Annotated in this window: 10 protein-coding genes and 1 pseudogene; 7 read left to right on the top strand and 4 right to left on the bottom strand. The window is 44.8% G+C overall.

What is annotated here, in order from left to right:
* The first annotated feature begins 44 nt into the window (after positions 1 to 44).
* The 5 genes from FU659_RS32855 to FU659_RS32835 all read left to right on the top strand — a co-directional run bounded on the left by FU659_RS32855 (position 45) and on the right by FU659_RS32835 (position 7,359).
* A complete protein-coding gene (locus FU659_RS32855) occupies positions 45 to 1,760 on the top strand; it encodes a hypothetical protein (RefSeq protein ID WP_147951405.1) in 1,716 nt (571 codons plus the stop codon).
* Positions 1,761 to 1,908: 148 nt separating this feature from the next.
* Positions 1,909 to 2,493 (top strand): CBM96 family carbohydrate-binding protein, encoded by a 585-nt coding sequence (locus FU659_RS32850; RefSeq protein ID WP_147951404.1) that lies wholly within the window; start codon positions 1,909 to 1,911, stop codon positions 2,491 to 2,493.
* The gene (locus FU659_RS32845; protein ID WP_187274554.1) at positions 2,444 to 6,418 is read left to right on the top strand and encodes a CBM96 family carbohydrate-binding protein; all 3,975 of its coding nucleotides are present in this window, start codon (positions 2,444 to 2,446) and stop codon (positions 6,416 to 6,418) included. The genes FU659_RS32850 and FU659_RS32845 overlap by 50 nt, the downstream gene beginning before the upstream one ends.
* A 10-nt stretch (positions 6,419 to 6,428) precedes the next feature.
* Positions 6,429 to 7,022 (top strand): OmpL47-type beta-barrel domain-containing protein, encoded by a 594-nt coding sequence (locus FU659_RS32840; RefSeq protein ID WP_147951402.1) that lies wholly within the window; start codon positions 6,429 to 6,431, stop codon positions 7,020 to 7,022.
* A gap of 73 nt (positions 7,023 to 7,095) precedes the next feature.
* A complete protein-coding gene (locus tag FU659_RS32835; RefSeq protein WP_147951401.1) occupies positions 7,096 to 7,359 on the top strand; it encodes a hypothetical protein in 264 nt (87 codons plus the stop codon).
* Between the two features lie 36 nt (positions 7,360 to 7,395).
* Here FU659_RS32835 and FU659_RS32830 read toward each other — a convergent pair whose 3' ends face one another.
* Both FU659_RS32830 and FU659_RS32825 read right to left on the bottom strand, forming a co-directional pair.
* Complete coding sequence (locus tag FU659_RS32830; protein WP_147951400.1) at positions 7,396 to 8,061, bottom strand: cysteine hydrolase family protein; 666 nt, start codon at positions 8,059 to 8,061, stop codon at positions 7,396 to 7,398.
* A gap of 177 nt (positions 8,062 to 8,238) precedes the next feature.
* The gene (locus FU659_RS32825) at positions 8,239 to 8,700 is read right to left on the bottom strand and encodes an SRPBCC family protein (protein ID WP_397357058.1); all 462 of its coding nucleotides are present in this window, start codon (positions 8,698 to 8,700) and stop codon (positions 8,239 to 8,241) included.
* A gap of 920 nt (positions 8,701 to 9,620) precedes the next feature.
* Here FU659_RS32825 and FU659_RS32820 point away from each other — a divergent pair.
* Positions 9,621 to 10,076, top strand: a complete 456-nt coding sequence (locus tag FU659_RS32820; protein WP_147951399.1) for a GNAT family N-acetyltransferase — start codon at positions 9,621 to 9,623, stop codon at positions 10,074 to 10,076.
* 102 nt (positions 10,077 to 10,178) lie between these two features.
* Here FU659_RS32820 and FU659_RS32815 read toward each other — a convergent pair whose 3' ends face one another.
* On the bottom strand, positions 10,179 to 10,997 hold the full coding sequence (locus FU659_RS32815) for a hypothetical protein (RefSeq protein ID WP_147951398.1): 819 nt from the start codon (positions 10,995 to 10,997) through the stop codon (positions 10,179 to 10,181).
* A gap of 118 nt (positions 10,998 to 11,115) precedes the next feature.
* Here FU659_RS32815 and FU659_RS32810 point away from each other — a divergent pair, with 118 nt between their 5' ends.
* Entirely contained in the window at positions 11,116 to 11,457 is a 342-nt protein-coding gene (locus tag FU659_RS32810) for a cupin domain-containing protein (RefSeq protein ID WP_147951397.1), read from the top strand.
* Positions 11,458 to 11,653: 196 nt separating this feature from the next.
* Here the strand turns inward: FU659_RS32810 and FU659_RS32805 are convergent.
* A pseudogene (locus FU659_RS32805) lies at positions 11,654 to 12,503 on the bottom strand (aldo/keto reductase).
* Positions 12,504 to 12,753: the final 250 nt, after the last annotated feature.

Raw genomic sequence — 12,753 nt, 5'->3', positions numbered from 1 at the left:
CCAATCCGGCGGCGACATTTTAGCAAGTGGTTCCTCCCAAAACCATGACCAGATGCCGAAGGTTGGCGAATCCGGCTGTTGATCCTGAAGTGATAGAACGGAAGCATTCGGATTATAATGAGGAGAACAGCATGCTTCGCAGACCGTTCACCAGTCCAGGCTATCATACGACGATCAAGGAAGCGGAATATGTTCACCCGATCATAGCAGCGCTTGACTATGCGCTAGCGATCCTTGATAGCGGTGACGAGCTGCATCGCGAAAGAGCGTTTAATACCTTGCGTACGGTTCTATCACTTCAGGATCAACAGCCGGATTCGCCAACCTTCGGCATCTGGTCATGGTTTTGGGAGGAACCACTTGCTAAAATGTCGCCGCCGGATTGGAACTGGGCTGATTTTTGCGGTAAGCGTCTGCTGCTCACCATGATCAGACATGGTGACATCCTCCCGGAGGATCTCGTCAATTTGATGAAAAAGGCTGTCAGCAATAGCTGCGAAGCGATAATCAAGCGGAACGTCGGGCCGGATTATACAAATATCGCGATCATGGGGGCATTCGTAACACTGATTGCAGGCGAACTTATGCAGGAAGCCCGTTATGTCGAATACGGGTTGGCCCGATTACAACGTTTATACGACTATACTTTACAGTCCGGGGCTTTTCTGGAATACAACAGTCCGACGTATACGACGGTGGCTATTTTGGATCTCTCGGTGTTAGCCGTTTATACGCAAACGGAAGAAGCGTTAAACCTGACAAACGAGCTGCTCGATATCACTTGGAAGATGGTATCCGAACATTTTCATCCGCTGCTTAAACAATGGTCGGGTCCGCATGCTCGTTCTTATCATACGTTTCTAGCACCTTCTCATTTATCATTTTTGTATATGGCTTGCGGGGGAGAAATACCGTTTATAGATGAAGATCAATTCGACTATGATCCTGGATGGTATTGTCATGGCGTACGATGCCCAGATCGTTGGCTTCATCTGTTCACAAACATTGGCGTTCGGGAAGTCGTGCAGTCACTGCCCGAGTCCCCCGAATTTCAAACAAGAACAGCATATACGTATATGACTCGCGATTATGCGTTGGGATCGTTCAATCACAACGTGATGTGGAATCAGTGCCGTAACCTAATGGCTTTTGTCCGAACTGATGAGGGCGAGCGTGGTTATATGCGTCTGCGGTTCCTGCACGATGGCTATGATTTCTGTTCTGCGGTGTTTAAGAGTGAACAGAAGAAATCGTCTGTGTTGTTCGGCATCCAATTTGCATTGGATGGAGGGGATACGCATGTGAGTCTAGACCCTGTTCACGGACGTATTCAAGCTTCAGATCTTCGCGTTCGGTTAGAAATTGGTTTCTCGGGCAGGGCTCCTGAATGCGTGGCAATTACGGAAGATACCGTCGAGGCAGCCATGGGATCTACGACGATGACTGTGCGTTCCTTATATGGGGCCATGGACGGATTCGGCCCGTTCCGCTGGGAAATCGCTCAAGAGGAATCAACGGTCTGTCTGGACTATGTGTTGTATCAAGGAGATAGAACGGAGATCGATTTTAATGCGATGGAAGAGGGTTTATTCCTGTTCTCGCTGACACTTTCGGAGCCTGCTGAGCGAGTTGAAAGCGGAGCAATGGTAAGTCCGTCGGAGCATACCGTTCAGGCGTCGTCGCTGGAAACACCGGAGCAACCGATCTCGTTGACACTCAAGAAAAAGCCGGCCAATCGGATTGTTTTGTTTCATAGTTAACTTAAGCGTTTAGGCTAAGAAAGATGTTCAAATATAGGTGATGTGAGAGAAAGTATTTCTGTCCAAGGACAGATATGCTTTTGCGAAATAATGTAAACGTTTTCAAATACGAGGGGAAAAATGAGATTTCTCGAAGGAGGTAAATAAGGTGAATTTACACGCTATACAGCAAGGATATGGAAGAATGAGAATCGCATCTTTTCTTAGTTTTGTCCTATTATTCACAAGCTTTATCGTTCCGTGTCAGGCTACCGCTTCAACAGTCGGTGAAGTCCAGACTCCTGTAACGGTTCAGGTGTACGCTTCGGATGATGCTTTCGTCAGGGGGGGGACCAACGCTAACACGAAATTTGGAGCAACAACCCCGAAAGAGCTTCAGATTAAAAACTATTCCGGCACCAATGCAGTGGATAAGAGGGAATCCTTCATCAAATTCGACTTAAGCGGTATTCCCGGAGCCATTACGGGAGCAAGCCTTAATCTGTATGGAGCCGTTACTGACGGTGCGCAGGTGAGCGGCAAACCGGTCAGTTTAAGCGTATACGGGGTGTCCAATGACACTTGGACGGGAACAGAAATAACCTGGAATACAAGTCCTGTCAAAGGAAATGCGGTTGCGGCTCCCATCACGATGCTGAACAACAAACCAGCAAAGTGGTATTCAGCCGATGGTGTCTTCGTACATGGCTTCCCAGCAAATCGCGGATCAAACGGCAAGTATTGCGCTGATTGACACAAGTCTTGCAAACTGTTTTGTCAGCTTGCAAAGTTCGGAGGCAAGCAACAAACCGTACTTAACCATAACATATATGCCTGCAAGCCCGCAGGATACGGAACCCCCGGTCTGGCCGGCAGCGGCTCAGCTAACCGCTGTTTTGACAAACTCGACTTCCGTGCGCTTGGATTGGTCCCATGCCCAAGACATTTCGGGCATATCCGGATATCGGATCTATGCCAATGACGTGCTACTGGGCGGCGTGGGGGGTACGATTAACAGCTATGATGCTGTCTCCTTAATTCCGGGAGAAACCTACGAATTCCGGGTTGAAGCGGCAGATTCCGCGTTAAATTGGTCTCAAAACGGTCCGAAAACCCGCGTAACCATTCCGATAACGGAGCAACAACTGATTCCGACCGACGATACTTATGTTAATGGCGGCTCAAAAGCGGATATCAACTTCGCTAACGATGTCTCGTTACTGGTAAAGAATAACACCGCGGATTTGACGCGGATGGCCTTGTTGAAGTTTGATCTTGGCTCCGCGATCGAGGATATAGGCTCGGCTGATCTGTATGTCTACGCTTTAACGTCCGATGGAGGCGGAACGACTGTGACGAACCAGCTGTACAGCACGGATTCGGAACAATGGAGCGAGGCTTTGGCCACCTGGAATAATAAACCTGGAGAGCAGGATTATCTTCAGTCTTTTACAGCGGATCGAACGGCCAAATGGTTTGCTTTGGACGTAACCGCCTATGTAAAAGGGCAGTCCGCTGCGGGCAAGGCCGCAAGCTTCCTGATTCGTCAGGAAGTGCAGTACGGGCTCAACGTTCTCATTAACAGTAAAGAAAATGCCGTCAACAAGCCGTATCTGCGCATTACCAAATCGAGAGCGAATCCGGACGCACCCGGATGGGGCGATTCTCCCCATGTTACGGTCGCAAACGAGGGAGAAGACGAGATCGGCGTAAGCTGGACGCCTGCCATCGGTGCAGATACGTACAAAATTTACGCGAATGGCGTTCCGGTTGGTACAGCAAGCGGCAGTACGACCAACTACACGTTAACCGGTCTGGCGGTAGGAAAGCCGTATACGATTAAGCTGGAAGCCGGGACGGCTGGGGGCGCTTGGAGTACAGATGGTCCCTTCGTTACCGCCAAGACGCTGGAAACCAAGCTTGTGCAGACGCAACTGGGCAACGTCTATTGGAGCAACGAGAATCTGAACATGAAAGTTCAGTCCGGCAGAACGTCCGTTTCATGGAGGATCATTGACGTATGGGGCTCGCAAGTGGCTTCCGGTGTCGATACACCTCACAATGGGGAAACGCTGATTCAATTTCCTTCTTCGCTACGCGGTTACTTTACACTGAAGGCTTCAGCCGAAGAGGAAAACCGCAATCCAATTTCCTTAGAAACGAGCTTTACCATATTGACGCCATATGATGTCAGCCAAGTCATCGATTCCCCGTTCGGCATCAATACACATTTCACCTGGACCAATAAGGGCTGGAGTCCGAGTCTAACGGAGCTGATCGCCAAAGCGGGGATCAAAAACGTAAGGGAAGGCTCGGAATGGGGCTCCGTGGAAAAGCAGAAGGGTGTCTATACCGTTCCCATTTCTCCGGCAGCAGAGTATATGGACGATTTTCGGGAAAAATCGCTAGATCAGCTCTGGGTCCTTGCCTTTACCAATCCGTTCTATGATTCGAACAGCACGCCTTATACGGATGAGGGCAGGGAAGGCTTTGCCAACCACGCGAAAGCTATCCTGGACGCCTACAACGGAACGGACCCGACAGCACCGGGGTATAACCGCTTGTTGAAGCAGGTTGAAGTGTATAACGAATTCAATATCGGCTTCGGGGATCGCGGAACGGGTCCCGCCGATTCCAAACCGGAATACTATTTCCCCCTTTTGAAGAAAACGTATGAGACCGTTAAATCCGCTCATCCGGATACGATCGTTTCCGGCATGTCGACGGCCGGCGTCCCCTTGTCCTGGCTTGAGTCTGTCATGAAGCTGGGCGGCCTGAAATATATGGATACGCTTACGATTCATCCGTATGTTTACCCGAAGGATCCCGAAATGTTGGTGAAATCTTTCAAGGACGTTAACGATCTGGTTCGCAAATACAATGGCGGGAAGACCATGCCGATCTGGCTTTCGGAAATCGGTTGGCCGACCCATAACACCCTTTCAGGGGTAAGCGATAAGAAATCGGCTGATGATTTGGTACGGGGATACGTCCTTTCCTTGGCGAACGGCGTCGAGAAAATCTTCTGGTACGATCTCATGAATGACGGGCTTAATAAAAGCAATAACGAGGATAACTTCGGCCTCATTCGTAACAAAGCCGATCAACTGGGCGCTTATACGCCAAAGCCCGCCTTCACGGCCTATGCCGTGATGATCCGTCAATTGTCGGAAGCCCGCTTCGACTCCGACCTTTCGGCGGCAGGCTCCTATTATCATTATTTGTTCAAGAAAGGCAGCGAAGATATTCGCGCAGCTTGGGCGGTTCAACCGACGCCGGTTGTCATTCGTACGCAAGCACCGGTCCGTATTGTGGATTACATGGGCAACGAGACCGTCTATACGCCTATTCAGGGAAAGGTTTATTTTACATTGAACGGCGAAGCGGTTTACATTCACGGCTCGATCGAGGGGATTGAAGAGGATTCTACCTTCGTGCTAGCGGGGGAGGCTTCCCTTATTCACGAAGAAGGCAAGCTGAAGCTGAGCATTTCAAATAGGGATAACGTACCTTTGTCCGGTACGTTCGAAATTAACGGACAAAACTATCCGTTCAATGCCGCGCCCGGTTCCGTCCAGAACATTTCGATACGAGTACCCGGCTTGGATCAGGAGGGGAGCGTATCCGTCCGCGGAAAGCTCACATCGGCAGCAGGCAATCCGCTTGGAATGCTGGTTGCGAGTATTCCATTCCAAAAGCCTTTTACGGTTGAAGTAAAGCCATTCCTTGCGGCAGAGCCCGGCGCGGATCCATCCGTAAGGATTATCGTCGATAACCATGGGGTCGTAACGCCCCTGGGCTTGACCAAAATCGATTGGTCGATCGGCCAGCTAAGCGGCACGATCCCGTCAAAGACGATTGCGCCTTCCACTACCGCAGTGGAGTCCATCCCGTTGCCGGGGTTTGTAGAAGGAAAGTCCTATCGGCTTGATGTTACCGTTGTTTTGGCAGGTTATGATCCCATTCATGTCGTCAGCTCCTTCGATTTTAACCGTGTGGCATACAGAGGGGGAGCCTACGAGCCCGTTTCAATTGATTTGAGTACCGGAACGAACAGGATAAAGCCCGACAGTTACACCGGCCCGGATGATTTAAGCGGAAGCTTCAATCTGACATGGGACGAGACGAATTTCTATTTGGAAGCGGATATTGTAGATGATCATTTCCAATACCCGTTTGTCGGGCAGGAAATATACAAGAATGACAGCATTCAGTTTGGCATGGCGGGAGGCATTCCGGGAACCGTCGCCTACAATTATGAGATCGGCCTCTCACAAACGGCACAGGGACCGCAGATTTATTTTTATAACGCGCCGCAGGGCATTCCTCTCGGCATTCACGACAACGGCGATATGGACTTAAAAGTTAACCGGGATGAGGTCTTGAAAGTAACGAAATACCGGTTAAGGATGCCTTGGAGAGAGCTTGTGCCCATTATACCGGCAGCGGGAAATGTCATCAGCTTTTCTATGCTGGTGAACGACAATGATACCGGAAGCCGGGAAGGCTACATCGAGTGGGGTTCCGGGATCGGCGGATCGAAGGATCCTACGCTATACCGGGCCATTCAGCTGATGACTTCCGGCGTGACCGCCGACAACCGTCGCCGCATTGGAAGGGACAGAACGGAACGGCTGGTACGTCTCCGATGTCCAAGTAAATCTAAGCGCTACGGATGACAAGTCCAGCGTGACAAAGACCGTATATAGTCTGGATGGCGGAACTATCTGGACTACCTATCAGAACCCGCTTGTTTTTAAAGAAGATGGGGTTCATACGTTATCATTTCGATCGGTAGATGGAATGGGAAATGAAGAACAACCACAAACAATAACTTTCTCGATCGATCAAACACCACCTGCCGTTCAGATCAGCGGAGGGGGAACGTATACCGTCGATCAGACGGTAACGCTCAGCTGTACGGCCACGGATACCGTATCCGGCATCGTCTACAGCTCATGCTCGGCTCTATTGGTGAACAGTCCGGCTTATCAGTTGAATATTGGCGATACTACTGTTTCGGCCTATGCGACCGATGCAGCGGGGAATACCGGAACGGCGACAACCACCTATACGGTTAAAGTAACCGTTGATAGCTTGATTGAACTCTTAAATAAATGGATCACCGGTAATGGCGCCCAAGGCATCGTCAATTCGCTTGAAAATAAGCTTAGACACGGTCAGTTCGATGCCTTCATCAACGAAGTCAATGCGCGAAAGGGGAAGAAAATTCCCGTAGAGGCCGCGAATGTTCTTTTAAAACTCGTAGTTAAATTGAAGTAAAGGGATTTACAATAAGTAAATAAAAAAACCAAGGTGAATTCCCTGAAATCTATGACGGAGGGGCCCTTGGTTTTTGGGGTTATTCATCTTTTGTGCTGTTTTCGAAACAGGCACAACCGTGTCCGATGAGGGGTATCCGATATCGATCAACGTTGAAATGATTGGTAGCAGCCTAATGATCCAACATTATCTCGACTTCATACGAGGGCAGGGAACGACATTTGAAGAGGCAGCGAGGGAACGCCAAGCGGCATCATCTGATCACAACAGCCGCGAAACCCCACTTTTCGCTGAAAGCATTGGTAAACCGTCAATTACTGGAGGGTACTATTGTTAATCGGTAAGAAAAGACACAAAATCATATTGATGAGGGTCAAATTTTACTGGCAAAAGATAGTAGATTTGTTTTGGTTAGAACTGCATTGTTTCTGGTTCCCGGACTATTGAGCATATGCCATGCCGTGTACTGTTCAGCATAAGGAATAGCTGCAGACATGCCATCGACTGGAATAATAACTTCGAATCCCCGGAATGCAGCACTGGTAGAAGTATGGAGGACGGCGCCATTGGCTGAATAACCTGTAATCAGAACAGTCTTTATACCATGATCTTGCAAAATTTCATATAAATTAGTCGCATAGAACTTATCAACGTTAGATTTTACAATAGGATCACCATGTATGGGAGCAATTTGAGGAAAAATATCGGAGAGATTTCCCGTATGTGTAAGGCTATAGACAACCAGCATTCTCATTTCACGGGCTTTAGTTAACAGATTATTAATTTTAGCAATCGATGCTAGACAGCGATGATTTTTACAAATAGTGGTTTCCATATCTAAAACTAACAGTGCGCTGATATTCGGGTCAATAGTGATGGCTTGGAGCTCAGGAGCAGGAGGCGTGGAGACGTTATACCAATCATCGATAATTGTCCGATCATTTGATCCGACCAGGTTGTTTTTCTGAAACCAGTAACCACTATAATCATAATTGTAGGATTTACACCAAGAACCACAGATCGGACAACGATAATTCATATTCATTCTCCCTTAGGCATTTGTACTGTCATATATATTATGAAGCACATAGGAAAAGGTGAAATAATGTCAAACCATGTGTAGTTTAAAGTAAACGTAAAATAGCCCCCGTTTTTTAACAAAGCGAGGGCTCATATATTTCAGAGTGCTAGAGTTCAAGTGCTATAGTTCATCGTTTTAACAGTTGTTTAGGAAAAGTTCTTTCATTCGATTGTTGAGTTGCTCAAGCACAAACGGCCAAGCTTGTTCATGCCCATTCCTCGATTCCTCATCTGGAAACCCCTCATGTGTAAGACTCAGTTGTGTTCCGTTTCCACGAGATTCAAGTTCAACCGTCACAACCGTCTCAGCTCCTTTTGTTCCACCAGCCCCGGTAATCCACGTCATTTCGACGAGACGGTCTTGCTCAAGTCTCAGAAACCTTCCGTAATGAGGATGACGTTTGTCCTCGAAGACTGTCTCAAAGAAAAAGACCGTATTAACTTCTCCCTCCATTAACAGAGTTCCAGGTGCCGCAAACCAGAGGTCAAACTGCTTCGTCCACGCTCGGAAAAGTACATCGGGTGGTGCATCCATCATGCGCGCAACCGTCAGATTAAACTGTCTTTTGGAAAGATCAGGTATAGTAATTGGTTCCATTATAAAATCCTCCATTTCCATTTTGAATTAATTTTACCATAATGCGGTATTTGGACAAACATTGTTCACCAACGAAGTTCTCAAATAAATACCATATTCCAAATAACCTTTTAAACATGTTAACATATATGCTAACACCTCGGCCTCGTTGAACAAATCCAATTGCAATTTGATCAGGATGCCATTATTTTAATCGAAGAATGGTCTTCACACGAGGCGGACATGGTTAGAACACAGGATTTAAAGTATATGATTCGTGCCGTCCATAGAGTTTTTTCGAAGGAGGGGAAAATAATTAAATTAAAAAGATATTTATACTGGATTTTTGGATTGTTTCTGTCAAATGTATTATGGTTTACTCTGATAAGTATATTTACGATAGCGCCTAATAGGTATTCCGGAAATGGAAATTTAGGAGCAATCTTCGTTATTATTGATATTCCATTCTATATTATTTTCTTGTTAATGATCGTTATGTTTCTTTACAAATTTATTACACCAAAGATAGTTTCTAAAAAAAATTTGATCGTGATCGTCATTGCTTTCGTAGTGATCTTCTTAGTCTTAATTTCTTTAGAAATGAATTATTATCATCATCGTTTACGTAGTTTTGGGGGTGATTCAACAAACCCAAAATCAATCATATACGGATTCGGTCTATTGAATCAATACACGAATACCCTATATTTTAATTGCTACACATTTCTATTGGGTGTTTGCATCGTTATTGTGGGAACATCATTTTTTATTTTCAAAAAATTTAGAAATTAACTTCGAAAAAATAAATGAAATTCGAACCCAACTTCATTATTGCCAAGCTATATGTGATATACCACAGTTATTTTGTGTTCCACATCGACGTAATGTTATCTGACATGTATACTAATAATGAGAATATAGAGATAGTGGAGTGATGGGATATGGATTTCAAAATCGATGATTTAACCGGATCCGAAGTGATTGCTTTAATAGGAGAACATTTTCAGAATATGGCACAACAATCTCCACCTGAAAGTATGCATGCATTAAATCTTGAGGGACTAAGGAAACCAGAAATCACATTCTGGAGTGTATGGGAACAAAATGAACTGCTTGGCTGCGGGGCTCTCAAAGAAATTGACGCACAGCATGGCGAGATCAAATCCATGCGTACTTCCTCCTTGCACCTAAGAAAGGGTGTTGCCAAGCAACTCCTTGAACACATTATTGAAGAAGCCAAAAAACGCGGTTATCTGCGTTTAAGCTTGGAAACAGGTGCGATGGAATCATTCGAACCCGCAATTAGACTATATGCAAACTTAGGTTTTAAATATTGTAAGCCTTTTTCGGATTATATAGAGGACCCGAATAGTGTATTTATGACCAAGGAATTATGAGATTAGTACACAAAAAAATGGCGACTACAGGCTACTGACGTGATTAGTAGCCTGTTTCTGTCTATTAGAAGTATCTAAAGAACGAAAAGAATAATCAATAATTTAGAGTTCCTCTCTGAAACTAAAATTGCTTAATCTAAATTTACCTGCTTTGTAATTCACATCCGCATACAAATAGCCGATATATTGGGGTTCTGCCACATTTTCAATGATCATTCCGATTCCGATTTCTGCGGTCAGCTTATTATTATCGGTCTGAAAGTGTACAATGTTACCTAAGGCCAAATCATCTTTAATCTTACTAAACCCTTCCGATTGATACTCTGTAAGATTAATAGTATGTATGTTTTTCCCTAAGAAAACTTGTCCTATTAATTGGCCGGCTTTAGTCATCGTTTTAAAACCGACGACTTCACGAAGCTGGTTGAGGTAATCGTTTGCACTAAACGTATAATCTTTAAAGGGTTCGGAATTCAGATCGCCGGAAAGTGTTTGTTCCTTGGCTATCTCTATCATGTGTAGCTCATACAAGGAAATCCCAGTCCCAGATCCTACATTTAGAACTACAGCAAGCTCATCATTTCCATCCATATCATAATCATGAAATTGCAGGGAAGGCATGATTAACCGAGGTGTCGCATAGCTCCAATTAAATTTTTGCTTTCTTTCTCCTATTTGCAAGACAACCTTATCCGAATAGTCAACAAACAGATAGACGTTTCGATCTGGTATCGACGATAGCAGGGTGGATTCGGTTTCCTTAGACGGATCGCTTGTATTCTGCGCGGGGACAGTTTCCAGATTTTCACTGATATTGGAAACTACGTTAGGATCTTTTTCTGAACATGCAGTGAAAAATAAACATGCTGCCAACAATATGGTCACAGGATGAACGACTTTCTTATTAAAATGGAGACTCACAATATAGGACTCCTTCTGGAAATCATTCTGATATTTAGACGCGATTAAGAAGAGAATAGTTCCTTTTGAAATCGAGAGGATTATTTGAAATACCTAAAGAAAGTAAGGGAGAATGGCTATGAAAATAAGTAAATTGAATGCTGAACATTATATTTGGGGGGATCAATGTGATGGTTGGCATTTAGTTAAAAATTCAAATTTAAGCATTATTCATGAACGAATGCCTGCGAATACAAGGGAAGTTAAACACTATCATCAGCACTCACATCAATACTTCTTTATCTTGTCAGGTATAGCAACTATGGAGATAAATAACAAAGAGATTATCTTAAATCCTCAAGAGGGGATTGAGGTAACTCCTTTGGTGCCTCATCAATTGTTAAACAAGTCAAATGATGAAATTGAATTTCTGGTCATTTCTCAACCAACTAGTAAGGATGATCGGGTTGTAGTGGACTAGTGCACAATTCGACTATAATCCCGCGTATTTTGTTATACGGGCAGATTTGCTTAATAAATACCCGGAGATTGCAAACGAAATAGGAGCAGATTGTCTAAGCATCTGCTCCATATTTTAACGACTAATGTTAAATTAGTGATTGATTTCTGGTTCTTTTTGCGTAATCTCAACCTGCCGGTGGTTTTTCGAAAGATGGTTAGATATCGAGTTTCCGGGTACCGATCCATTTCACCATTTCAGGATCGCGATGTGAAAAGAACAGGCTCTGTTTCGTATCTAACGGAGTAATCGACTCCATATCCTCTTGACTTAATTCAAAATCAAAGATATTGAAGTTTTCGATAATTCTTTCTTTACGAACAGACTTTGGAATCACAATGACTTCTCTTTGTGTCAACCAACGTAAAACCACTTGAGCAACGGATTTATTATATTTTTCAGCTATGGATACCAATATCTCATTTTGGAACAAGTTATTTCTTCCTTCAGCAAAAGGCGCCCAGGATTCGATCTGAACATTGTTCTCTTTCATGAATTTTGCCTTTTCGATTTGTTGGTTGAAAGGGTGCGTTTCAACTTGGTTTATAGCAGGAACTACATCATTATGAATGATCAAATCGATCAGACGATCCTCATGGAAGTTACTAACGCCAATTGCGCGGATCTTTCCTTCACGATACAATTCCTCCATAGCGCGCCAAGAACCATGCACATCGCCGAATGGCTGATGAATTAAATACAAATCCAAATAATCCAATTGCAATCTTTCCAGTGATTTTTAAATGCTTTTTTGTACTCTCATAACCAGCATCCTGAACCCAAAGTTTCGTAGTGATAAATAATCCCTCTCTTGCCACGCCACTGCGTTTGATCGCTCTGCCAACTGCTTCTTCATTTAGATAAGAGGCAGCTGTATCAATCAGCCTATAGCCTGCAATAATAGCCTCATAGACGCTGTGTTCACACTCATTTTGCTCTGCAATCTGATAAACACCAAAACCGAGAATAGGCATCTCAACACCATTGTTCAAAATTACTTTTTGCATATAAAATCCTCCAGTTTTTTAAAATTATCTGTAAATCGGTTTGATCTTATCCATTACATCCATAACAGGCTCACTCCGTAGCCGCGCGCGCGTGTAATTCGATTTCCGCATGGGGTCTTGCTCTCCATAAGATAAATAGCGATAAAATCACAATTGCCAGACACTCAAATATTAAACCGCACCAACTACGGGGTGCGGAACATACGGCTCCTCCAATGAAGCAATTTCTTCAGGTGTTAACGTAAACGAT

It is taken from the genome of Paenibacillus sp. N3.4 (genome assembly GCF_008017805.1).
Classification (GTDB): Bacteria; Bacillota; Bacilli; order Paenibacillales; family NBRC-103111; genus Paenibacillus_E.
This window is presented reverse-complemented; position numbering and strand designations above follow the sequence as displayed.

Bases quoted from the DNA above. Each gene is read 5' to 3' on its own strand.
- FU659_RS32855 (WP_147951405.1), top strand. From the start codon at position 45: ATGACCAGATGCCGAAGGTTGGCGAATCCGGCTGTTGATCCTGAAGTG.
- FU659_RS32845 (WP_187274554.1), top strand. From the start codon at position 2,444: ATGGCTTCCCAGCAAATCGCGGATCAAACGGCAAGTATTGCGCTGATT.
- FU659_RS32830 (WP_147951400.1), bottom strand. From the start codon at position 8,061: ATGAATTATCGTTGTCCGATCTGTGGTTCTTGGTGTAAATCCTACAAT.
- FU659_RS32825 (WP_397357058.1), bottom strand. From the start codon at position 8,700: ATGGAACCAATTACTATACCTGATCTTTCCAAAAGACAGTTTAATCTG.
- FU659_RS32820 (WP_147951399.1), top strand. From the start codon at position 9,621: ATGGATTTCAAAATCGATGATTTAACCGGATCCGAAGTGATTGCTTTA.
- FU659_RS32810 (WP_147951397.1), top strand. From the start codon at position 11,116: ATGAAAATAAGTAAATTGAATGCTGAACATTATATTTGGGGGGATCAA.